Source organism: thiotrophic endosymbiont of Bathymodiolus puteoserpentis (Logatchev), from assembly GCF_900127505.1.
Classification (GTDB): Bacteria; Pseudomonadota; Gammaproteobacteria; order PS1; family Pseudothioglobaceae; genus Thiodubiliella.
Genome location: NZ_UEXF01000026.1, coordinates 1 through 25,807 on the forward strand (window position 1 = coordinate 1; position 25,807 = coordinate 25,807).

13 protein-coding genes and 1 pseudogene are annotated in these 25,807 nt (G+C 37.2%); 2 read left to right on the forward strand and 12 right to left on the reverse strand.

The window, feature by feature from the left end; genetic code table 11:
• A partial coding sequence (locus BHECKSOX2_RS03630; protein ID WP_139682054.1) for a transposase occupies positions 1 to 450 on the forward strand: 450 nt, incomplete at its 5' end.
• A gap of 328 nt (positions 451 to 778) precedes the next feature.
• On the opposite strand, the gene BHECKSOX2_RS03640 is transcribed toward BHECKSOX2_RS03630, so the two are convergent.
• Positions 779 to 1,993 (reverse strand): IS3 family transposase, encoded by a 1,215-nt coding sequence (locus tag BHECKSOX2_RS03640; RefSeq protein ID WP_139682020.1) that lies wholly within the window; start codon positions 1,991 to 1,993, stop codon positions 779 to 781.
• A 196-nt stretch (positions 1,994 to 2,189) separates the two neighbouring features.
• Between BHECKSOX2_RS03640 and BHECKSOX2_RS03645 the strand changes: the two genes are divergently transcribed.
• Positions 2,190 to 3,179 (forward strand): S49 family peptidase, encoded by a 990-nt coding sequence (locus BHECKSOX2_RS03645; protein ID WP_245391301.1) that lies wholly within the window; start codon positions 2,190 to 2,192, stop codon positions 3,177 to 3,179.
• 136 nt (positions 3,180 to 3,315) lie between these two features.
• Here BHECKSOX2_RS03645 and BHECKSOX2_RS10195 read toward each other — a convergent pair whose 3' ends face one another.
• From BHECKSOX2_RS10195 to BHECKSOX2_RS03695, 11 genes and pseudogenes are all read right to left on the reverse strand, one after another.
• Positions 3,316 to 4,119 (reverse strand): hypothetical protein, encoded by an 804-nt coding sequence (locus tag BHECKSOX2_RS10195; protein ID WP_245391302.1) that lies wholly within the window; start codon positions 4,117 to 4,119, stop codon positions 3,316 to 3,318.
• 14 nt (positions 4,120 to 4,133) lie between these two features.
• Positions 4,134 to 4,868: an RHS repeat-associated core domain-containing protein gene (locus tag BHECKSOX2_RS03650; protein WP_245391303.1), complete on the reverse strand. Its 735-nt coding sequence runs from the start codon at positions 4,866 to 4,868 to the stop codon at positions 4,134 to 4,136.
• Positions 4,865 to 6,454, reverse strand: coding sequence for an RHS repeat-associated core domain-containing protein (locus tag BHECKSOX2_RS10200; protein ID WP_245391304.1), 1,590 nt, complete (start codon positions 6,452 to 6,454; stop codon positions 4,865 to 4,867). Before BHECKSOX2_RS10200 ends, BHECKSOX2_RS03650 begins: the two co-directional genes overlap by 4 nt.
• A gap of 89 nt (positions 6,455 to 6,543) precedes the next feature.
• On the reverse strand, positions 6,544 to 6,729 hold the full coding sequence (locus BHECKSOX2_RS03660) for a hypothetical protein (protein WP_139682512.1): 186 nt from the start codon (positions 6,727 to 6,729) through the stop codon (positions 6,544 to 6,546).
• Between the two features lie 4 nt (positions 6,730 to 6,733).
• A complete protein-coding gene (locus BHECKSOX2_RS03665; protein ID WP_139682513.1) occupies positions 6,734 to 7,156 on the reverse strand; it encodes a hypothetical protein in 423 nt (140 codons plus the stop codon).
• A 56-nt stretch (positions 7,157 to 7,212) separates the two neighbouring features.
• A pseudogene (locus BHECKSOX2_RS10205) lies at positions 7,213 to 7,407 on the reverse strand (RHS repeat-associated core domain-containing protein); the annotation flags it as partial.
• A gap of 295 nt (positions 7,408 to 7,702) precedes the next feature.
• The gene (locus BHECKSOX2_RS10210; protein ID WP_245391306.1) at positions 7,703 to 9,262 is read right to left on the reverse strand and encodes an RHS repeat-associated core domain-containing protein; all 1,560 of its coding nucleotides are present in this window, start codon (positions 9,260 to 9,262) and stop codon (positions 7,703 to 7,705) included.
• Positions 9,255 to 14,561 carry a SpvB/TcaC N-terminal domain-containing protein gene (locus BHECKSOX2_RS03680; RefSeq protein ID WP_180323643.1) on the reverse strand — a complete coding sequence of 1,769 codons (5,307 nt, stop codon included), beginning with the start codon at positions 14,559 to 14,561 and terminating at the stop codon, positions 9,255 to 9,257. Before BHECKSOX2_RS03680 ends, BHECKSOX2_RS10210 begins: the two co-directional genes overlap by 8 nt.
• Before the next feature lie 16 nt (positions 14,562 to 14,577).
• Entirely contained in the window at positions 14,578 to 23,103 is an 8,526-nt protein-coding gene (locus BHECKSOX2_RS03685; RefSeq protein ID WP_139682515.1) for a Tc toxin subunit A-related protein, read from the reverse strand.
• Between the two features lie 72 nt (positions 23,104 to 23,175).
• Positions 23,176 to 25,425 (reverse strand): PTS glucitol/sorbitol transporter subunit IIA family protein, encoded by a 2,250-nt coding sequence (locus BHECKSOX2_RS03690; RefSeq protein WP_139682516.1) that lies wholly within the window; start codon positions 25,423 to 25,425, stop codon positions 23,176 to 23,178.
• Positions 25,426 to 25,591: 166 nt separating this feature from the next.
• Positions 25,592 to 25,807 (reverse strand): transposase (locus tag BHECKSOX2_RS03695; RefSeq protein WP_139682530.1); only part of this gene is annotated, 216 nt, incomplete at its 5' end.

Here is a 25,807-nt window from a genome sequence, read left to right on the forward strand (position 1 = left end):
GCCAGTCATGATAAAAATATTCACGACTCAAAAACCTTAAATGTTGCCATAAGCCATGCTAATAGCAACAGAAACAAACCCATCAAACAAGCGGTATGCGACCGAGGCTATGTTGGTGCAAAGGTAGTGCTCGGTGCAAACATCATTTTGCCTAAAAAAGCCCTTAAGCGAGACAATCGTTATCAACAAGACAAAAAGCGCAAACTGTGTAAAAGACGCGCAGCGATTGAGCCGATTATCGGACATCTTAAATCAGATTTTAGACTCTCTAGAAACCTACTCAAAGGGCAAGTTGGTGATGAGATTAATGTTTTAATGGCTGCCTGTGCTTGGAATTTGAGAAAATGGCTGGTGATAGCCACTATTTTTTTGTTTTGGCAAAAACTGGGCTTATTTTTTGTAAAATACCTAAGGTTTTTTGTGGTGCTGGATAAAAAGCAGTTTTGTTGATTTGGATGGTTGGAAAAATGGGTGGTTTTGGTTTGTTTGGAGTGAGTTTTTAAGGGGCGACTATTTACCTTGGCATACTGAGTTATATTTTTTGGAAAAAAGACCAATCTAAGGTACTTGCTCAAACAACCCTATTTAGTATTGTTGGGCTGGGCTTTATCGGTTATTTTTTGGCGTCTTTATTGGATTTAAAAGGTCTTGAAACTATTTCTGCTGGGTTGGAGAGATTGACTTTGTTTACCTATCCTATTTTTATTGCGATTTTAGGTGCAATTTACATTACCCCAAAACCCCTGACAACTTTTTAAAATTTCTTATATAGAACATCTTAAGAGACCTTCTTCTTTTCCTGATTCAATTTTATACTTTCTTGATACACATCCATTGGTTTTTTATATTTCAATGTTTCATGGAATCTTTGATGATTGTAAAACTCAATATAATCATCCATATCAGTGATTAAATCACTGATGGATTGATATTCATTTAAATAAATTCTTTCGCATTTTGCGCTCCTCCAGAAACGCTCAATACAGATATTATCTGTAGCCCTACCTTTACCATCCATAGATATTGTAATACCTAAATCTTTTAATCGTTTAGTGTGTATCTCACTGGTATATTGACTACCTTGATCAGTGTTAAATATCTCTGGGTGTGGGTGTGGGTGTGGGTGTGGGTGTGGGTGTAGGTGTTTCTCTAAAGCGTCATTAAGTACACCCATTACCAATTGAGAATCCATGGTATTGGATATCCTGTGTGATAGAACAGCTTTTGAATGCCAATCAATAATAGCTGCCATATAGACCATACCCCCTGCAATCTTGACATAGGTAATGTCGGTGCTCCATACATGGTTAGAATGACTGATATTAAGCCCTCGTAGCTTGTAACTGTATTTCTTGTGTGCTTTGATTGGTATAGTTGTATTAACTTGTTTAACTGCTAATACTGCCTTTAAACCTAATTCTTGCCGATAGCGTGCTACGGTGTGTAAACTCACCTTGTAGCCGTCTTCAAGTAATTGTTGATGGACTTTTTTCTCACCATAGATGGGTATTTTTTCAAACACCTTGGTGATGTGGTTTTTGATAGATTGCTTGGTGTTATTTACTTTTGGCTTGTAATAAATCCCACTTCTGTTAACACCTAACAATTGACATTGATGATTAACTGACAAAGAATATGAGGCGTGCAATAGGGAAGGCTTGAGATCAACTAACTGTTTGCGGTTAGATGAGCCCAAGCTTTTTAGCTTTTTTGCTAACCACTCCTTCTCTACGGTTACCTTGCCTACTAGTGTAGTTAAACGCTCATTTCGCATTTGTGCTTTGATAAGTTCGTCTTTGTATTCTTTGACTGCCTTGGATGGCTCCATGGCAATCTCTGCGTTAGCAAGGAAAGTCTTCTTCCAATTTTGTAGATTCTGAGGCAAAATATTATGCTTGCTGGCAATCTGCACTATGGCGCTTTCATTTTGTAGTAATTCAAGTACTAATTTAGTCTTGAATGCTGAGGTATATTTTGTTCGTTTTTTACTCATTTTTTTACTCCGATTTTTTTGTTTAGTTTAACTCGTTCGAAATAAGAAAGTTTAAATTGTTGTCTGAAATTGTTGGGGTTTTATAGAAATACTCTTGAGGTGAAAATTGAGCTAAGCAAAGCCTGATTTATTTTATTAGTTTTGTTGTTTGAGAGCACGTAAAATGAATGTTATTTTTTATAATTGGTGAATAAAGATGAGTGGATTGTTTGATTTTTTTAAAAATAAGAATGACAATATCAAGCGTAGTAGTGAGGAGCAATTAGCTGATATTGCTAATGAGTTTGTGCGACAAAATAAGTCAAAACGACGCTGGCGAATCCTGTTGAGTTTGTTGTTTTTTGGCTATATTGTTAGTGTGTCTTATGTTAGTTTGCGTGAAAGCGGTATTTTGCAAGATGCCATGGAAAAAGAATCGCCTTTTGTGGCAGAGGTGCTATTAAGTGGTGTTATTCAAAGTACAGGTGGTATTAATGCAGATGATGCTATTGAATTGTTGCAAGAGGCTTTTGAAGCGGAAAATGCCAAAGCGGTGATCTTGCGACTTAATTCACCAGGTGGTTCGCCCGTGCAATCTAGTCGAATTTATAAAGCGATTAATCGCTTAAAAGCGAAATTTGATAAAAAACTCTATGTTGTGGCTGAAGATGTTTGTGCATCAGGTTGTTATTATATTGCCGCTGCCGCTGATGAGATTTATACTGACGAATCATCAATTATCGGCAGTATTGGTGTGGTGATGTCGAGTTTTGGTGTGGTTGATGCAATGAAAAAAATCGGTATTGAACGCAGACTATATACGGCAGGAAAAAATAAGGGATTAGGAGATATGTTTTTGCCTGAGGATGAGGCGACCATTAATCATATTCAAACTCAAATTTTGGACAAATCTCACCAAAACTTTATTAACGCCGTTAAAGAGGGTAGGGGTGACAGGCTTAAAGATAATAAAGATTTGTTTACTGGATTGGTTTGGCTTGGGCAAGATGCATATGATTTGGGTTTGATTGATGGGATTGGCGATGCCAATTTTGTGGCAACAGAGTTGGTTGGGGTTAAGACCAGAATTTTGTATGAAAAAGAAAAGACTTTGTTGGAAGAATTAACTGAGGCAAGTGCTAAAAATATTGCTTTGGTTATTAGTAATCAGTTTTTTTCTAAAAGTTGGATGTCTACTTTGCAGTAACATTCTGTTAGAGCCATCTATTTCTAGAAGCTTGAGACAAATAACTTTGAATAAAATCTAGTGTTTGGTGTAAGAGGTGGGTTGGGTTGTTTGTGTCTTGTGGGCGCGGGTTTAATGGTAGGCTTAATATTGTTTATTATTTTCGACGGAATAGGGATGCAAATCGTTGGATAACTTTTGGTGTTCGAGATCTAGATTGATAATCCTGTAAATCTGAAAGATCTTCAGGTACTGCTTGTGCTGCGTTACCAAATTCCCTCTCCATTGTGGCTTTATTACCCAAAACCAAGAATGCACTCCCTTTCACTCCGCGTCGGCCTTTTACCCATACACCATATTCTTGGATTTCTTTCATTGTTCTTTTAACTTTTCGGAAATGTTCAACTCTGTCTAGAGGTAGTAATGCTATATTCTCATCTTCATTTGTATGCCTGTATGCAGGATATGCCTGCAGATCATAGTTGTATCCCATTGTTTCTATTTCGTCTACTATATGACGACTGCCAACAAGCGCGATATAATTATTGCTTGGTCCAAACAGGTGTATATCCAAATAAGTGTTTTTCCAGCAATTTGAGCCAAGATAATAAAGATTGTGATTTTTTGTTAATTTTTTTGCACGCCTGAAAGCCCGGTATGTTTTAGGGGAAAAAAAGCGATTATTGATCATAAGATCAACAAAATTTATATTTTCAGGAGGTCTCAGACCTAGTGTAGCAGAGCAATTTTCTAACACAATATTGTGAATATTGATACTGGTGAGTAATTTTAACAGTAGGATAGCCCCACTTTCTAAAGAGTGGCTCTCTCCAATCCAAAGATTCAATTTCTTACCATGTTTTAAGCGTTTATTAATATGAGCAACAAACTTATGACGACTTATCGTGCCAATTTCATTATTTCCTGTCGGATCGATATATTTAAGCGGATTATTCCCCACATAAACATACAAATTCAAGCCATCAACCGCACTGCTGAATCAGGGCTTATCCATCTTGCCAACCAAGGGGCTAGATACCTAGCACCGTAGTAGGACAAACCACTACTGTCGTCTCTTTCTTTGCCTGTGTAACGGTAGCGTTTTTGTTGCACTTGAGCTTTATCTTTGCCAGCAATGATGGCAGTGCCACCATAGGGGTAGTAGTGTTCGTAACTGAGGGTTTGGGCTTTGTCATTCAACTCTAGGGTGTTGGATTGCAGGTGGCTGGCGAGTTGGTAGCGAGTTTGGTTAGGGCTTTGTGTGTTGTCTTTACTGCTTTCACTCAGAATGTGGGTGCCGATGTGCAAGGTATTGCTTTGTTGTTTTGCTTCGTTGGTTGAGGTGTTTAGCGAAGGTAGGTAGTTTCTTTGGCTTTGTGCTTGATTGTTAGATTCAACCACAGTACGAACTCGCTTGCCTTGGTAATCATAGACATAGTACTCTGTAGTGTTGCTTTTATCTGCTTTAGTGAGTTGGTTAAGGGTGTTGTTGTAGTGCCAATGTAGGGTGCCAATGTTGTCAAGGGTTAATAGGTTGCCATTGGTATCAAAGTCGCTGGAGGATTGTTGGGTTTCAGTGCCACGGTTGTTGTTTGGATGGATGGTGAGGGTTTGTTGCCACGCACCGCTGTTTGCTTGGTGTGAAAGGCGGGTTAGGTTGTCACCTGTGTCGTAGGTGTAGGCTTGGTGGTAGGATCCTAGTAAATTCATAAGATAACACAGTGTGTGTTTTGTGGTGTCGGAGGTACAGGCACAGGTGCAGATAGGTTGGATAACTTCATTGGTATCTTCTCTATTATATCGCCAAATGCCTCTCTCATAATATCTTCTGGGCCATGGGCTAAAAAAGTACCTCCTTTTGAACCTTGCTTTCCTTCAACCCACACACCAAAATTGGGCGTCATAGAATCTCTATAAGTATCAAAATATTCGATATTTTCATCAATAATACTTTTGGGTGTTACAGCGATACTTGAACCTGCGCCCATATGCTTAAAAGCAGGAAATGCTTTTGGATTTTCGTCTTCCACCCGCTTTATATTTGTTAGCGTATGGGCTGCACCAAGTACAATGAGTGAACTTCCTTTGAAACTTCCCATTTTTCGCATTCTTTCATACTCTTCTTTATCACGCCAATAATCTCTACCAATAAAATTAGAGTTAAGGGTCGCCGCTAGCATCATTACATTCATTCTTGAATCCACTAATTCTGTAATTTCTTCAAGTGTTAAGTCTGAAAATTCATCTTGCATTGCCTTTTGTATTCCCTTTAACCCATATCTAATGCGGATAATTTTTGGATTTTTTTCAGGTCTTGCGTCTACCTTAACATTAACTGCTTCTATTATAAAATTTTGAAATTTGATGTCGGTGTTTAAGTTTATTGCTAAATAATTTCCTTGTGGCGTATCGTGGCTTTCTCCAACCCAAATATTCAAATCTCTTTGATTTTTTTTATAAGTGTTAACGCCATTCACAAACCTATTCCAAGAGATAAGCGGAAAATGCCCCGTCGGATCCCTATATTTAAGGGGATTATTGCCCACATAAACATACAAATTCAAGCCATCAACCATCCCTGCTGAATCGGGACTTATCCATCTTGCCAGCCAAGAGACTAGGTACCTAGCACCGTAGTAGGACAAGCCACTACTGTCGTCTCTTTCTTTACCTGTGTAGCGGTAGCGTTTTTGTTGCACTTGGGTTTTGTCTTTGCCAGCGATGATGGCAGTGCCACCATAGGGATAGTAGTGTTCGTAGCTGAGAGTTTGGGCTTTGTCGTCCAACTCTAGGGTGTTGGATTGTAGGTGGCCGGTGAGTTGGTAGTGAATTTGGCTAGAGTTTTGTGTGTTGTCTTTGTTGCTTTCACTCAGAATGTGGGTGCCGATGTGCAGGGTATTGCTTTGTTGTTTTGCTTGGTTAGTTGAGATGTCTAGTAAAGGTAGGTGGTCTCTTTGATTTTGCACTTTGTGGTCAGATTCAACCACAGTGCGGACTCGATTTCCTTGGTAATCATAGACATAGTACTGTGTGGTGTTGCTTTTGTCTGCTTTGGTAAGTTGGTTAAGCGTGTTGTTGTAGTGCCATTTTAAAATGCCAATGTTGTCAAGGGTTAGTAAGTTGCCATTGGCATCAAAGTCGGTGGTGGATTGTTGGGTTTCAGTGCCACGGTTGTTGTTTGGGTGGATGGCGAGGGTTTGTTGCCATGTGCCACTGTTTGCTTGGTGTGAGAGGCTGGTTAGGTTGTTGCCTGTGTCGTAGGTGTAGATTTGGTGGTAGGGTTCTAGTAAATTCATAAGATAACACAGCGTTTTTTTTTGGCGTCGGATGTACAGGTTCAGGAGCAGATAGGCTGGCTAACTTCATTGGCATTTTCTTTATTATGTTACCAAATATCTCTCATAATATCTTCTGATTCATGAACTAAAAAAGTACCTTTTTCCGAATCTTGCATGCCCTTAATCCACACACCAAAATCAGGTGCCATGGATTTTCTACGAGTATCGAAATAAGCGCCATTTTTATCAATGACACTGTTGGGTGTTACAGCGATACTTGAATCTGTACTCATATGCTTAAAAGCAGGGTATGCTTTTGGATTGTCGGATTCCGTTAGTTTTATATTTACTAGGTATGGGCTGTACCAAGCACAATGAGCGAACTTCCTTTGAAACTTCCCTTTTTTTTTGCATTCTTTCGTATTCTTCTTTGTCACTCCAATCACATCTACCAATATAATCGGTGTTGAGGATTGTCGCTAGCATCAGCACATTTGTTTTTGAATTTGCTAATTTTGTATGTTCTTCAGGTGTTAAATGTGGAAATTTTCGTTGCATTCTCTTTTGCATTCGCCAATCTTTACTCCTGATAATTTCTGGATTTTTTTCAGGTCTTGAGTCTACCTTGGCATTAACCGCTTCTAGTATAAGATTTTGAAATTGCTTGAGTTTATTGCTAAATAATTTCCTTGTGGTGTATCGTGGCTTTATCCAATCCAAATATTCAAATCTCTTTGATTTGTCTTATAAGCATTAACATTGCCCACAAACCTATCTCAATATATAAGCGGAAAATGCCCTATCGAATCCCTATATTTAAGCGGATTATTCCCCACATAAACATACAAATTCAAGCCATAAGCCGCTCCTGCTGAATCGGGACTTGTCCATCTTGCCAGCCAAGGGGCTAGGTACCTAGCACCGTAGTAGGGCAAGCCACTACTGTCGTCTCCTTCTTTGCCTGTGTAGCGGTAGCTTGGGTTTTGTCTTTGCTAGCGAATGATGGCAGTGCCACCATAGGGGTAGTAGTGTTCGTAACTGAGAGTTTGGGTTTTATCGTCCAATTCCAAGATATTGGATTGTAGGTGACTGATAAGTTGGTAGTGGGTTTGGCTGGGGTTTTGTGTGTTGTCTTTGTTGCTTTCGCGCAGTATGTGGATAGGGCGCTGGTTTGTTGCTATGTGCTGCTATGTGCTTGGTGTGAGAGGTGGGTTAGGTTGTTGCCTGTATCGTGGGTATAGGTTTGGTGGTAGAATTCTAGTAAATTCATGAGATGACACAGCATTGTTCTTGTGCAGATAGATTGACTAACTTTAGTGGTATTTTCCTAATTATATTACCAAACGCCTCTCTCATAATGCCTTCTGGGCCATGAGCTAAAAAAGTACCTCCTTTCGAACCTTGCTTTCCTTCAATCCACACACCAAAATCAGGTGTCATAGAATCTCTATAAGTATCGAAATAGGCGCCCGCTTCATCAATGATACTTTTAGGTGTTACAGCGATACTTGAATTTTCACTCATACGTTTAAAAGCAGGGTATGCTTTTTTGTTTTCCCCCTCTGGCCTTGTATCTGTTAGCGTATGGGCTGCACCGACCAAGAAAAGCGAACTTCCTTTAAAACTCCCTATTCTTCGCATTCTTTCGTATTCTTCTGTATCACACCAATTATCTCTACCAATAAAATTAGAATTAAGGGTTGTCGCTAGCATCATTACATTTGTTGTTGAATCCATTAATTCTGTAATTTCTGCAGGTGTTAAGTGTGGATATAGCTTTCGTATTTTCTTTCTTTCTTTCTTTGAGCCATATTTAGCACGGATAGTTTTTGGGTTTTTTTCAGGTCTTTTGTATGCATCGACAACAACCGATTCTTTTATAAAATTTTGAAATTTAATTTCAGCGTTTAAGTTTATTGTTAAATAATTCCCTTGGGATGTGGAGTGGCTCTCTCCAACCCAAATATCTAACTCTCTTTGCTTTGCTTTATAGGCATTAATGCTTCTCACAAACTTATCCCAAGATATAGTCGGAAAATGCCCTGTCGGATCCCTATATTTAAGTGGATTATTGTCCACATAAACATACAAATTCAAGCCATCAACCGCCCCTGCTGAATCTGGGCTTATCCACCTCGTTAGCCAAGGAGCTAGGTACCTAGCACCGTAGTAGGACAAACCACTACTGTCGTCTCTTTCTTTGCCTGTGTAGCGGTAGCGTTTTTGTTGTACTTCGGTTTTGTCTTTGCCAGCGATGAGGGTAGTGCCCCCATAGGGGTAGTAATGTTCATAGCTGAGGATTTGGGCTTTGTCATCCAACTCTAGGGTGTTGGATTGTAGGTGGCTGGTGAGTTGGTAGTGGGTTTGGCTAGAGTTTTGTGTGTTGTCTTTGTTGCTTTCACTCAGAATGTGGGCGCCGATGTGCAGAGTACTACTTTGTTGTTTTGCCTCGTTGGTTGAGATGTCTAGTGAAGGCAGGTAGTCTCTTTGGCTTTGTGCTTGGTTGTTAGATTCAATCACAGTGCGGACTCGATTGCCTTGGTAGTCATAGATATAGTACTCTGTAGTGTTACTTTTGTTTGTTTTGGTGAGTTGGTTAAGGGTGTTGTTGTAATGCCAATCTAAGTTGCCAATATTGTCTAAATTTAATAAATTACCGTTAGCGTCAAAGTTATTTTGGTTGTTATTTTCAGTACCACGGTTGTTGTTTGGGTGGATGATGAGAGTTTGTTGCCAAGTGCTACTGTTTGCTTGGTGAGATAGGTTGCTTAGGTTGCTGCCTGTGTCGTAGGTGTAGGTTTGGTGGTAAAGCTCAATGCTACTCATTCTCTTTAGGGTCTGGCAAAGGCATATAAATGCTTTGTTTAAATCCCGATACATGAGTATCTTTTTTAATACCTGTGTGCTGATAACCTGTAGAAGATTTTAATCGATACAGTGAATCATAAGTATAAGCGCTTTTACAGTCTAAATCTTTGGCTTCGGGGAGAAGTAATTTGATAGTATTATCGGTCAAATAACTTAAATTCCCTTCTGGGTCCCAGACATGTAGCAAGTCTTGTAGTAGTTTTCCTGACTTATTTTTGCTTTGTATTTTAATGACTCGATGGGTGGTTTTTTCAAAATAATGCTCAACAACAACATCGTTGCCATAATGTATTTTTTCCTCTTGCCCTTGAGCGTTGTAATCAAGTGATTTAATGTGTGCTATTTGAGTTTTGTCGCTAAATGTTGTGGTTAAACCAATGGGTTGCAACACCAAATTGTAGTGGTACTTTTGTTGTGTGCCATCGGCAGTTTGCAACAATGTTATTTTATTGACAGCGTTAAATTGCCAAGTGGTTTGGTAGTGTGTATCTTCTAATATTGGGTTTTTTCTCCAGTCAGGTTGTTGTTTGTAATCAACTAAAAAGGTTTTCCTTTGGTTGAGTAAATTGTTAGTAATATTGTAAATTAAGTTTTCCGTTTTGCCTGAGGCATCTTCAATAATGACGGTTTTGCCGTTTAAATTATTAATTGATGCATCAGTTACAAAATCACCGTAATGAAACTGATGCACTCTGTTGTCCATTTTTAACTTGCCTTCTTCTCCTGAAACATACTGATAGATATGTCTACCTTGGTTGTCGTATGTTGTAGATATACAAAAACCACGACTGTCCCATTTTTTCAACAACAAGCCTCGGATGTCAAAAAAACTAATGTGCGTGCCACTGTCTACATTGTCCCATATCATAACAGAGGTTTTGTCATGACCCATACTATAAGTGGTTTGAATATTTTGTATGGGTGGATTAAGTGCTCCTAATCGTGGGTCGGCTTGAGCAATAACTCTGCCTTGAAAATCAATGGTTGTGGTGGTTGCCAAGTATTGTGGCTTTGTTTCTTTGGCATCCAATAGTATTGATAAATGCAAGAACACATGCCCTTGTGAATCTAATAATTTGTATGCTGGCGTTTGGTAAAAAATCTCGGAATTTTTTAATGCCAATTTCTCATCAGCCGTGGCAGGGATTTTTCCAGATATAACGCCTTTATAATAAGGGCTGTCTTTAATGGTATCACATCGGTCATAATTCGATTCGTACCATGCACTCCACTGAGTTTTTGAAATAAAACCTTTGGAGGTTTGTGTTTGATATAACCTGCCAAGTGGGTCGTAATACTTTAAACCAGGTGGCTGAATGTCAACGGGAAGATTGGCGTTATAATCAGGGGTATCAGTATAATAACTTTCATAAAATTTAACCTTTTTACCTTTGTTGTTGTAAGCGGATCTGCCTGCACAAATATAAGTTATTTTGTCATTGTATTGTGTTTGCATTTTGACCTCTAATGCACGACCCAAACCATCAAAATAAGTTATTTTAATAGGGTATTGTGTTTTGTTCTCTGCCCCTTGGTGATGCACAAAAGTATCGCGCTTAACAAAAACATCGTTCACAGGTTGTTTATTATGTAACCAGGCAAAGTCATCATAAAAAATATAGCTACCTATAGACTGAATATATTTATCAGGCTGTTTTATAATATCTGTCAAAGTAGGTTGAGAGATATTTTTGTAATGACTAATGTCTTCGTTGCCTTCTGCTTGCTTATTGGTTTGACCATGCATTGATTCAATATAAACACGCCCTAGTGGATCATAGCCCACCTCGTGAGTATTGTTATTAATATCAATTAGTTGCCAAGGCTTTAATGCTTGGTAGTCAATTTTCCCCACCGTTGATTGTTGCACCGTTTTATCTGAAAATCCGTCTTTCAATGTGTCTGTTGTTTTGATGACAAATAAACTTTGTGGATCGTATTGAAATTGAATATCCTTCCCAAACACATTGGTCACGCTACTAATCAGTTGAAATGTTGCTTGATAATGCACCACATCGCTTTGTGTCCAGTAGAGTTTATCTTTCAAAAGATAGCCGGCATTTTTTAAATCATCGGCACTGAGTTTGTCTTGGTAGGCTTTGGTAATGAGCTCAGGTGTATAAGCGCTGGATTCGTGATGGTGCGGTAAAAGTGGCAAACTTGCTTGACGGTAGGGCAATACATTTTTTTGTTGTTTGTCCCAATAAAACTGATTGGCGCTATTAAGCATACGCGCTTGAATTTTATCTTTTGTAAACGATGCATCGTAAGCAATTATGTTCTTTAAGGCAGTATCAGCGATACTTGATAAATCCGCTTTAGTAAAACAGTGATCCTTTTTTTTAAAGTCGGGTTTTTGGGCGCCGTGTAGTTCATAACTTGTGGTGTTAATTGGCACACTGAGTAAAAACAAGTTTGCATCGTCTTGGTTGAAATAAGTTTGCTGATTGAGCGCTATTTTAAGTTGTTGTTGTTGTGGATATAATTTATTGATCACATCAGTATTGTTGTTGTTTCTACGCCCATAAACAACATTGCACGACAATAAAGGATGCCCATATTTATCTAATTTTAGAAGTGCTTGATAGGCTATTCTTGGATCTGATGCATTTCTTTCATAGTGATAACTCAGAGTTTCGTTGTCACTGACTAAAAAAGAAGCAGATCCATGCCATGCATCCTTGGTTGTATCAGCCCGATATAATAATGATAATTGGTAATTATGCTCACTTACTTCATAGGGCTGATCGGATTGCTTAGTTTTGTCTAAAGCATACACTTCACTTCTCAGTAAATGCCCTTGAAATGCTTGATAAGCCTCTCGCAATGTCTTATTATCGCTAATGGAAAAATGAAAACTATTGCCAGGCAAGTGATAAGCACGGGTATCTTTTTGATAAAACTCAGTTGCCAAATGTTGGTAGAAACTATTGTCTGTATCCACAACACCAGAAAAATACCATTGCCTAGTGTAAGCCGTGGGTTGATCAAGTGTGTTGCTGGGCAAACTGGTTTGTTCATCGTCCCAAAATTCGATGTAAGCAAAGCCTCTAAATTTTCTTGCATAGGAATCATAATAACCCTCATGGTAAGCGTGGCGTACAGTTGAGCTTGATCCTGTTAAATTATCTATTACTTGAATTTTATCAACCACTTGTATTGGAAAGGGCACATTGGTTTTCCATGGTTTTTTTTGTACTTGATCAGCGAGAAAGAACGCAACTGAAGAACAATGTGATATTTTATATTCTCCGCCATAGCCATTACTACTGTGGCATAGTAAATGTGGCTTTCCATTGGTGGCAAAATCATACCAAACAGGGTCAAACCCTGGTGTTGACAATACAAAGCCCAAGCTACCCGCTCCCTTAATATCGCTAATCCAAACTTTAGAGTGATTGTTATAAGGAATTTTGAGCGCTATGGTAATAGGGGCAGAAAATCCATTGCCCGACTGATTAAGGAAAATATAAAAATTATCGGCATTAAAGTAAAGAATATCAGTTGCACCAGAGCCATCAGTATCAACCAAGTACAATCGACTTGAATCAAAATCTTTAAAGTTAGGTGCATTGTCAAACACGACTTTTTCGGAGAATCGCCCCCAACCTAAAGAAGCCCAACTTTCCACACTTTTGTTGGTAATTCTAATGCGATGAATTCTACCATCGCCAAATAAATCACCAAAACCTATCCAGTGTTTTGCATCGTGACTAAGGAAAGGAACATTACTGCTGTTTTTAAGCCGATAAGGCTTGGCAAAGCCTTTTTCATCCAAACCTATATAAACAATAATAGTGTCTTGATGGATTTGAATCAAACCACTTTGTCCATTTCCATTAATATCAATATGCTCATTGGCACCTACTTGATTAACAAATTCTGCACTATATTGTGCAAAATTTTGATACGGGGAAAAATGCCCATTATCCGATTGTAAAAAGAAGCCACCGTAAAGTGCATTACCATACACAAAGTCTAATTTACCATCATGGTTTAAATCGGCAAAACTTTCTGTGCGTATATCACGATGAAAACTTGGGATATTAATGGGTGTAAATTTTTTATATTTACCGTCACCTAATGGTTGGGCATATAAAAAATTACCCTCATCTTTGTAAACAACACCAGGAATCCCGTTACCTTTTAAATCAATAAATTCAAAATTATGACCCCCCTCCAGCATACTCAAATGGTTGGGCAATGCTATATCCTTGTAGTCATTCACACTAAAATTATGCTCAACATAATCAAAAGTGGTGGCTGGCAACTTTTGTGTTTGATAGGCGTTATTTTCTTTTCTATAGCCTGTTTGATAGTAGGAAACTAATTGACTAAAACCTGCCAGTTTTTCTGTTTGATAAGTAAAGCTATAACTGTGATTCAAAAAAGGCTGCCCTTCATTTTCTGTTGGAAATTGATGATAAATTAAGATGTTTTGACACAAGCGGTAACAGCGCCTTTCAAAGCCAGCTGAATAATGAGAAAAAGGATCGGATCTTAGCGTCCATTTTTTAGGGGCACTTTCTGGGTGGGACAAATCATATTCACCATAATCAAATACCACTTTATAGGTGTAAGAATCTTCTTTGGCAGATGTTTCACGCCAGTTGCCATACTCAATACTAGCAGGGTAGACATTGGCACCAACGACTCTATTTTTTTCGCTGGGTAAGGTTTTGTCGACGCCAACACTGTCCTCTCGCTTGTAATGATAAAGAATATTGTTGCCTTTTGCATCTCGGCTACTGCTAATATTCCACTGTAAAATCCTTTGTTTGGCGTTGGGATCAACTATTTTGTCATTATCGTCTTTACCATAAATATGCACTGTACCCGTATGGTCTGTTATTTCCCAATACGAACTAGGGTCAGTGGTTAACAGTTGTTTAATTTTAGAGAAGCCCGATTCAATCCTTGGCATATAGGAAATGACAAGGGTTTTATCAACCGTTTCCCGTTTGATTTCCAATAATTCACCCAGTTCACTAGCAGTAAAAGTATCGTCATCATCATAATTAGGTACTCCATAGTCTAGGTTTCTGGTGATATGGGGCAGGGTTAGATTAAAACCCAACCCGAATACTTCCATACCCGATCCTGAGTTATAGGACAAATGTAGTGATGGTTTTACACCTCTTGCATTTGGCATTCCCAATGGAATGCCAAACGAGCCTTCGCCTTGATTACCTACTTCGTAGCTGCCTGTTCTTGTACTGAAAGATCCACCGCTTTTGGGGATGGATAATTTTGGCATGGTTATTGGCTTCATTTTATATGGTCGGCTTCCCACAACACAGTGCCATCAATTCAATTTTTATTAACTTCTTTGGGTCAAGAAAGCCATTTTTAAGCATTTTCTTAAAATCTTTATCTATATTCATGGCAGTCAAATCAAATGATAATGTCCAATTTGTGTCAATGGTATCTTGGGTGCTATTTTTCTCTAAGCCTAATTGAGTTGCCCAGCCAATACCAATCACAGTACTAGTTGAAACCTTTTTACTGCTTTTTGAGCACCAATATTGATCAAATACATCTTCACTATCGCCATCTGACACCTGGTTGGTTATATTGACGGGAAACTCTTGATTGTTAACATTTAGCGACAATATTAGAGTCTTTGTGGGAATAGTGATATCGGAACTAGTGGTAATCTTAAAAATAACGGAATCCAAGCTTACAGAATTAAAATACTTTAATTCTCTAGCGTTAAAATCAAATTTAAGTTGTTGCTTTTTGACATCAGAATGATCTTGCATAAAAGCTTGCCAATTACTAGAAAAACTTTGAACTAAATTATAATAAAGTGCAGTTGGATAATCAGCACTATTTGCTAATGCATCATTTACTTCATTAGCAAAATTCCTACCACCGTCCATTGCAGTATAGCGAATATTGATAATAACATCTGAAATACTGCTGTAATCAATTTTATTATTTTTTGGCGGCATGGATAGGCTCCATGTTGAGACTGCTCCCGTATTTTCAAAAGGTAGATACAATTCATCTTTAAAGTCAAGCTGGAACAAACCTGAGTCTTCAATGCCACGAGAAATAGCGATTTTTTGATTACCACGCCAATCTTGACGAATGCTTTTTGGCATTGGTTTTGATTTGGTGGGTTGCCCTAATAAATATTTAACCGCATTAATATCGGCATCTAATACCACGGAATTATGTAATTGCGATAAGATTGCATGGATATTTTGATAAGGACCAATAATGGCAGGAATACTAATAGAAATGCTTTTAATTTGACGCTGATAGTGCCCTGGAAAATCGTAATCAAATGATCTTTCAGTCAAAACAAAGGTGCAGTCTCCTTTGTTTTTAAAATTAATTAATGCTTGTGGTGCAAAAGCACTTAAAGAAATAGTTTTTTCTATTTCTAGCTTTCTATTGCTTAAATAAGTTTTATAAGATTGCTCCATTGATGTCAAGCTACTAAGTAAACTTTCCCCTGCTAATAACCCCCTATGTGCAGAATCCCAATAAATGATATTAATGAATTCCTGTTCATTATTTAATTCAAATTGATATGCTTTTTGTGCCAATACAGCGGTTTCTAATGCCAATTGATATTGCTGATGATACAAAGCAGCAATTCGACCTGATAGCCATTGATAAAGCGCTTCGTTAGTGAATTTATGTTGTAAATAATCAGCAATGGCTTTATTTTGTTGAATTTGTGTTGTGTGATTAATTAAATCTTGTTGGGCTGTTTTAATTCTAACCTCACTCGCTGAAATTTGACTTTGTATTTCTTCTGCTTGATCTTTTGCTTGTGTTGAGGAAAACACCCATTCTTGCTTGCGTCTATCATAACTACCATTTGTTAGTAGTCTTTGTGATCTATAACTAGCGTAGTTTGAGATACCCTGTAATCCTGTAGCAATAGCTGATACTGTCCCGCCCAGTTGAACACCGCCATAAGTCAAGGCAAAAGGAGATCCGTTCTGGGGGACGCCATAAGCAATTGAGGCGGCAACAGAAGCGACAGAAGATGCGATAGAAAACCCTAAGCCAACATCTTCCAGTGTTTGGGCTTCTGATTCATAATGAGAAATATTTTCAACAATTAACCTGTCATAATACTGTTTTTTATCATAGGTAGATTTCAAACTGCTGTTCAATCCATCTAAAACATTTTGTTCTTGTTCAATGCTGTCTTGTTTTAGGATGCTAATTAAATTTAATGCCACCCCTTCTTGAGTGGTGTGCAATAAAGATAGATTTTCTGCATCGCATTTTTCTAAATTACCCTCCAATAATCTACCCATTGAAATCACATTATCAATACACTGCCTAGCCAATTGCACAATAGATGCAAAACGGTAAATAGGGACATCACCTTGATGTGGGCTAGCATTCAAGGTGTTCCCTCCTGATGCTACAGCCCTAATTAAGTCTAGTGGATTGATGGGCGGTGCAAACAAGGCTAATTGCTGAAAATTACCCTCAATATCTAAACTGTTGTGGATCTTACGCAAACGGTCTGCAATTGTATCCCAGCGCGCTATTAATTGACTATTTTCTGGGATGCAAAAGTAACTGTTTAAATCGTTAAACGGCTGGTGTATTGCTTTCACTGTTGGCGTATTTTTAAAGCTAAATTGGTTTTCCATATCAACCAAAAACTCTGGAATGGGGTTTTTCCTGTATTTATTTAATATATCTGTAAAACTAGCGGATGTTTGCTGATGTTTAGCACCTAAATCCTTTGGTTTGGCGCCCAGTAAGTCGTCAGCATATAGATACAACATAGTTGCCTCATTAATCGATTCACGCGTATCAATGGTAAATAAACTGTCACCCCACTGAATCAAAATATCAACATATAACATTAACACATATTTTTCAAATGCACCAATTCTAAGTCGTGCAATAGCAAAAGGATCAAAAGGGTCATCTTCATACTGCTGGATGGCAGGGTTTCCATCGGTTAACAATTGCTTAATAGTTTGCAATGTGTGATTGCGAAAAGGTTGGAAATTCCAATAATGGTTAACTGGACTAAGTAAAAGATAATTGCTTAATATGTCTCTTATCATTAGCGTTTGCGCTTTACTTAACTTTAAAAAACTTAAGTCTTCATTGCCTTTGTAATTTTTATTAACATCACCATTTTTGTCAATATAAGGTTTGTCATCTAAGTTGGTATTTTGCAATGTCTTAAAGATAGTAGCTGACACAACTTCATTAATTTTTTTTGGTGCCTTATCGTGAAAGGTTGTTGGGGTTATGTGCTTGCGTTTTTTAGAAGGATTGAAAATATGCCCAAGCCAATCAATCGCCTCTTCAAATTTATTTTGATTACTTAGATTTTTAGCGATTAGAATAGGGGCATGGAAAAATAATTCCCAATAATACTGGGCGTAAGGTCCTTGCGCAAAATCAATTTGATCGTTTTTTAGGATACTAGGTAATTTAGCGCCTTTAGGAGGAATTAGGTCGGTGATTGTATTACCTTCAGTCATTGGAATTTGTTGATTTTCTAATGATAACACCTGATCAATGTTAGTCGTAGTAAATATTTTTTGTAGTTGTTTAAAGGCAGGTGTACCCATGCGAATAATATCATAATCTATCTCTCCGCAATCGTTTAGACTGTATTTAGTATTAGTTAATTCTGAAGGATAAGGAGTATTTTGAATATCAATTTTTGCATTGCAATTTATAATTTGAGCAAATATATTTTCAAACTCTCTGTCTGTTAGTTGAGCATTTTTGATCGCGCCAACAGATGCTAGATAAGTTTTAAATACTTGGAAACCTTGGTCAGCAACCATTGGATAACTAAGACAAAAATTGCCATCTATGAAATTTTTGACCCTTAAGGCTTGATAAACAGCATCAGATATCTTGTTTCTCTCAGCTATGTTTTTTCTATCTACCAAAGATTCAGCGAAAAAATTAGTACGAATATAAGGAGCGGAACACATAATGTTAAATATTTTTTGAACCGTTCCAAGATCCACTGTCAATTTTAGCTTGGTAGCGATATAGTCGCGTAAACCTTTCCAGGCATTAACTTTCATATCTTGTACGAATTTATCTGTATTTGCAAAGCCATAAGTTATACTGCCTAAAAGGGAATGAAAAGCCTTCTTAAAGCCACCAGAGCCATTAACAAAGGGCGTTACAATATAATTATCTACAACAAAAGCCGAAAACATTTTTCTTGCTACGCTGCCAGATATGGGTGACCCCTGTATCACAAAACTGCTGTCAACCAATAAAGGTGTGTTATAAGACAGATTGGGGGAAATAATGCTAGATTGTTTTATTTTTTTTGATTGTAGGTTTAAAAGCCAAGAACTTGATTTATTCTTATGCAAAAAAGCGCCCGATTTATTTTTTATAGAAAATTGCCTACTCTGTTTGACATCAATATTAGCGAATAACATTAGTGCCTTGTTATTTACCCCTGTCATTAGTAATTTATCAACAATATCAAGCATTTCTGGAGATGGGGCGCTACCAATTATAGCTGATATTTGTGCGATTTTTTTGTCCTTGCTCGTCAAAAGGGAGTATTTTGCCGTTGCATAATAACTGTTTCCTGCTTGTTCTATGCAACCCTCCTTAGTTGCACTATCAATAAACTGCTTAAAGCTCATTTTTATGGATGGTAAAATATTTATTATGTTATAAGGTTCTAATACTATAAGTTGTGTATTTTGTGCGTCATTGCCAAACTGAAGATTGCTATATATATTGCCCGTTAAATTAGCATATAGTGAATCATTATAAGTGTTGTCGACAATAACAAATCTTTTATCCTTATTTAAAAAATATGATACGGAAAGGGAGTTAGAAGCACAAGCTCCAACCTTTACATCTGTCTTCTCCAAGTATTGATTAAATACCCTAATGCCAATATAAGGAATGGCTATGTTAGCAACGTAGTCTCCACTGTTATAACTGGAAAACTTTGTTAACAGTTCAAATAAGTGTGTTTCAAACTCCTCTAAAACCCCTATAGTTTCTGGTAATAGATTAATCTTCGCAATGTCCGACCTTGATGGCTTATTGATAAATGGGCCGTAATACACAGCAATATCATCATCAATGCAACTTACATAAACGGTATTCCAATCGTCAGAATCCATATCTGAAAATAAACCTGCAAACAACCGATAGCTGCTATCGGCATTCTCATACTGATTAACGCCAATGAAATTTTTGTCGTTAACATAAACAACTTCTTCGGCTATTAATGTTTGGGCTATCTCCCAAGACTTGTCCTCTTTAAGGAAAGAATACTTAACTGTGGCTTTGTAAACATCTAAATCATTGGTGTTAACTTCGCCTGATCCATCTGACTTGCTACTTTTTGATGAAACGGTAGAAGAGTTAATTTTTTTAATTTCTACCCAAAACAACATCAACTTGCCAGAATAATAAATAGGCGTAACGCTCTTGCTGTTGTTAATGCTGATATCCGTATCAATCCACAGAGACCAAATACCGTTACTCTGAAAATCAAAATCATCATTCAGTTCGTAAGTATAAGTGCAATAATAATATTTTGGCGGATGCGTTTTACTAACCGCAAAGAAATAATAAACTGCTTGCTTGTCATTTTCAGTGTAATAACTAGAGAAATAATTCAAATCTACAAGTTGCTCAAAATCCTTAAAATATTTTTTAAACGCTGCTTCTACAGATTCTGCAGTAATGCCACTTTGTAACAAAGTTTGAGAAAAGTCTTGAAATGCCTTGGATTGGTTTTTCCTTAAAGTAGGCTCCAAATAATTTTCTGGATAGAGGTAAATTTCCCTATTAGCTTCCCAAATACGATAATTGCTAATCCATTGCCACCATGCTTCTTCTATCTCAATCTTATCAATGTGTTGTTCAATACTAAGTTTGACTCGTTGTAAATAAAGCTGAGAAGCGTTAATCGCTTCTTTGATGTAGGAAGTGCTAATTTTTGCTGAAACATTAACATCTGTAAGTAAAAATTCAGACAAATTCCCCAGAGAGTTTATATCGGGATAAGTTTTTGCCAAAGTCCAAATAGCAACTGTTGCTGTAACATCGCGCTTCTCCTCTAGCACACTCTCCGATATGATTTGTGTTGCCACTTGAAAGTTACTGGGCGTATAACATGACTTTAACTGTGTAAGTAGTAAACTTTCTGCCCCTGACATGTCTGGACTAGTGCCTGTGGTTTTGTCAGATAAGGAAAACAGCATATTTACATTGTTTCCAAGACTACTGGTTAAAGAAAAGATGCTGTCCACTAAAGATAAAAAAGCCGCAACAGATTCCCCTTTGTAGCGTGCTAACACTGCTTGAACTTGATCGTTATCCCAGTTGGTTATATGGTGCAGTATTTTGTCTGCATCTTTTGATTTTTCACATTTTTTCTCTATATAATCAATAAAATTATTGTCGGTATCATTAAATTTGTTTTGCAAATCTCTAAAGGCAACCAATCCCTGTAATTGCGTTAGATTTATGCTTATTTGTGTAATTTGAGTTGCTGGAAATGTGATAAAACCATACGCTATTGGGTATTGAGCGATACTAGACAGTAATTCAGCATTATTAAACTGCAAAAGCTTGTTAAGTGTTAGAAGGCGTGAAAAATTAATGATTAGTGTTTGAACAGTGATAATATCATCAGTGGTCAAAAAAGCAACTATCCATTGTTTAGAGCCACTCGTATGGGTATTCATATCAAACAACGCCTTCATTGTTTCTTGGGTGGTATTTAAAAAACCAGCCACACTATTGATAAGCTTGGTTGTTGTTGCATCGGTTGGGTTTTTGTCTTTATCCAATGACAATACAATTAATTTTTTAACAGAAATAAACCATTTAGGTAAATCTTTTTGATGAAACCCTAAATCAACATAACGACTAATGCTGGCATTGATAATATAATCCACCTTAAAGGCATTAGTGTTATGTTTTTGCATCCATAATGCAGCATTGACTAATGCTATTAAATCATCAATTGGATTCTTATGAGTATCTATGCCTGCTTGGGGTTTGTTTAGAATTTGAGCAATAACAACAAACTCAGGAATGCTAATATTTAGCCATATTGCAATAGAGCTATAAGAATACAATAACGATAAATTTTCAACACTCAATGGTAGCTGTTGTGTAGAAATATTAAGTATTTTTAAAGTGTATGTACCTAATGTTAATAAATCCGCTTTCCCTAAGCCAAATTGGTTTAGGATATTAATTACTGGCAAGGGTATTTCTTTTTCAGATAAGTCCCAAGTTTGTACTGTGTCCTTATAAAAAAGAGGATTACCCGCATAGGAAGGGTGGTAGGGACTGTTGTTATTCGCACTATTAAAGATAACATCAAAAGGTGCTGCAGATACAGCATCAGCACCAACGCCGTAAGTTTTGATAATTCCTAAGCTGTTTAATATATTGGCAACAGGCTGTTGCAATAAATCAGCTAATTGGTAAATTTTACCAACCGTCGCTAAATCATCGCCACACAAAGCGTCAATACGATTTTGTTGTGTGCCACTATCATAAGGCGCTAGACCGCTCATTAAGAATTCTGCCACATTCAACAGCCAGTCCGTATCCTGAAATGAAAGCCTTATGTAGCGAGAAAAGCGAATAAAACGCCCAATCATATCAAGATTATCAACAATAACAGCGCTATCGCCTTCTACATTTAAGTTTTTAATAATATCATCTTTGATATAAAAATAATGTTCGGTAATGGATTCATGTTTGGCAAGATGTTTACAGATGTAAAAATTAACCGCATTTGTTGTTTCCGTATCAACATTCAGATTTTGCTTAAGTAAATCAAGTAATTGACTTGCGTCAATATCTGCTTGCTTGGAAAGAACTGTGGGTGCCTCCATATTTGCTAAAGAAGTTGGATCATCAAGCCCCCATAATTCAGCCTGTGCTTTTGCATCTGTAACTACCGTCATTACTAGCGTGTGTTGATTCGGTGACAATGTCAATATTTCACGATAAAAATATTTCGCATCTACCTGCAATGTTTTGTAAATAGTTAATAAGCTCAATCCGGCTTGTTCAAGCCCAGAATGAACTTGTATTAATGGCAAACAAAAGGGCAGGACGAATGGGTAAGTAGCAGTATCCAGCCAAGCAACATAATTAGATTGCGCATCATGGATAAGGCTTTGTAACAATTCCTCAATTCTTTCGTTGACAATCTTTAATTTCAGAACCTCGGTAGTGGTATTTTCCTGTGTTAATTTAAGTTTTTTTATATCGGGTCTTCTGTCAAAAAAATGTAAGCCTTTAGGAATACTAGAGACATTGGCGTCGCTAATATAAACTTGAGTAATGCGCATTAAATCTAACAAATAAGCAGCTGGGCCAAAAATAGAGCTGAACTCAGAACAGTCATAATAATCTAAATCACCAAATAACATTTCATAACTGGGTAAATCTTCAAAACTGGTAAAAATATCAGGATCTGCAGTAAATGCTTTAGTATTAGAAAATCCACTAGACGGGTGTAAATTCTTCGCATTCGCCATTATATGCATACTCGCAGATCTAATGGTATGAGCAACTTTGTAAGCCTCCTTTAACTGCTCACTATCAGGGAAATCTTGACATAATTGCAAAAACTGCTGAAGGGGCGTTATTGCAATATGATTGGCAGAATCAAAGCCTTTGTTTGCAAAATAAGTTGCTGTTTCGCTAGATACATTTAATCGCATCAATCTTTGATGTTTAGCGAGTTGCTTCCATTCTTCACTGTTGTGAGTAAGATTATGTTTTTTTAAGGTTGCTTTGTCAAATAAGTTGATAGTTTTAATGTTCAATTTTCTCTCCTTTAAGGGGCTTTATGTTATTTATACAGGGGTTTTGTTGCATTTTTCTTTTGAAAAATAATACTAATTGCTTGGCAAGGCATCGAGTAACTTGGCTGAATAAAGTATTTCCACTGTTACATCTGGGTCATCAATTTGACAAGAAACAGCTTCGGCAACAGCATCAATAGTCACTTGAGAGGCTTTTTCATTAAACATAATGTAAAAACCATCCGTATCTCTTTCAGTATAAAAATCACGAATCCGCACATTAGTGACTTTAATTCCATGGTTTGGAGAAGTAATACTTGGATGAATATCACCAGCACAGTGCTCGGTTGATGTGTAAATAACACTCCCATTTTTACGGTAAATAATCGTATAGTCATGCCTCTCAACAGAGAAAACATCCTCTGTTGTATATTTGCCAAATGAAGCTCTTTTGCCTACATCACCTTCATTAACAAAAATTACCCCATTGTCGGCAAGTATAGAAAAATAAGGGCCATAAGTATGCTCATGTGTCGTAAGACCAAATTTCACTTGTCTATCAGTTTGTCCTATACTAAGACTGATACAGCCATCATGCTTCATGTAACTTGATGAATAGAAATAAGCCAAATCCCAACCCGAATCCGGGCCAATAAAAGTAAAAAGTAATGTGTCAACGCCTATAACTGTATAGCCTCTACCTAAGTCAAACTTTGGTATTTTATCTTGATTAATAGTCGCAACAACAGTGTTGTTGTAACTTACCTCTCGGGTTGCTTTATTCAAACTAACGCCTTTAATGCTCTTGATCCCAAACAAACCATCGCTAGGATAATAAGAAGCACACTGTAGCATATCAGTAACCGAGGCACCCCTATCCGCAGAAGTAACACAAAAATGCATATCTTTAGTTGATTTAATGGTTGATACATAAAAAACCATTCCATTTTTCAAATAGGTAATAACATCACCACATCTTTTAACAGAGAATACATCGCTAACTGTAGGATTGTCAAATGAAGGCAAAGATTTCGGAGTATTTCCGCTTTCCCTAATAGATATAACCCCATTATTTGAAAATATGGCGTAGTTAAGAACAGAGAAGTAATGACTTGAGAAGTCAGCAGCAAGACCAAACATCACTTGTTTGTCAGTTTGCCCAAACCTAAGAGAAATATGTCCTTCTTTAAGAGTGCCTGATGAATAAGCTATGCTGTTATACCAGCCATCAGGATTAGAGGTGTTTATTATTTTGTCTTTAGTAATTTCACAACCCAAACTTTGATCAAATGTAGGTGCAGAAGACCCCTCAGCGGCAGGATAATAATTATGTTGTAGCACATCGGTAACCGAAGCACCTCTATCTGCAGAAGTAAAACAAAAATGCATATCTTCAGTGGAATTAATACATGACACATAAAAAGTAACTTCATTTTTAAGGTAGGCAATAGTATTGCCGATTCTTTCAACAGAAAAAACATCGTCAACTGTATATTTGTCAAATAAAGGCAAAGATGGAGTATTTCCGCCTTCCCTAATAGACAGAACCCCATTATTTGAAAATATGCCGTAGTTAAGAACTTCGTAAGAATAAGTTGAGAAAGTATCGGAAAAACCAAACATCACTTGTTTGTCAGTTTGCCCAAACCTAAGGGAAACACGCCCATCTTTAATAACATCTGATGAATGAATATAGCTACTCTGCCAGCCATCAGGATTAGCGATATCTGTTATTGTGTTGTTATTGGTAATTTTACAACCCAAATTGTGGTCAAATACAGGGATGAATATACCTTTTTTTGAGCTAGATGTCTTAAAACGCAAAGCCAAATGATCCAAATCCGGGATGTTCGTAAAAGTAACAAGATTTTGATCAGCTGGAGCTGGCACAACGCCATCAAGTATAGACACAGGTACAGGCATGGTGAGAGTTTTTACACTTTTACTACCTTCGGCATTTACCACACTCAAAGTTACCTCTTGTGCATCGTCCGAAAAACTAACATTAACCGCCTTGGTTACTGCTTCAACACCTTCTTTGGTGGCAACTTCATTAAAAATAATGATCAACCCTTGTTTTGCCATATCTTCAACCGAATTTCCAATGCCAATAACGACGCCGTTATACGATATTTTTCGGGTATCGGTTTGAAAACTAACTTCATTAATTTCTTTGATATTAAAGTGAGTCAGTTTTGGGTGTATTGTATTGAAGATAACATGCAAATTATTATATATCTCACAAGTAATAGACAAATCTTGACATTTTTCAAATAATGTTAAATCATAAGTTTTAGGAATAGATCCCTTAAGTACTGGCGGTGAGTCGTTTTTGGTAGGCATAAATAGCTTGTCCTTGTGTAATAAATGATAAATAGCAGTTTTTAAAAAATATATAATACCACTAAAATATTTTCAAAACTACCTGTATTTTTTCATAAAGTCCAAAAAAAACCTTATTTTCCCAGCTGTTTATTGCTTTATTTCCCTATTTTTAGTCCTCTCCCACTCATTGGGCGTAACAATCCCCTAGACTTCGCATTTGTTTAAAAATATTCATCCCAGTTTTAAGATTGTGACTCATAACAATAAGTTGCGCTCTAGTTTTGTTTCTTTCTAATCCAAGGTATCTTGCCTTGGCTAATCCATGATGTTGTTTGAGTAAGCCAAAAGTGCGTTCAACAATATAGCGAATGGATGATCGCTGTTTATTCTCTTGTTTTTG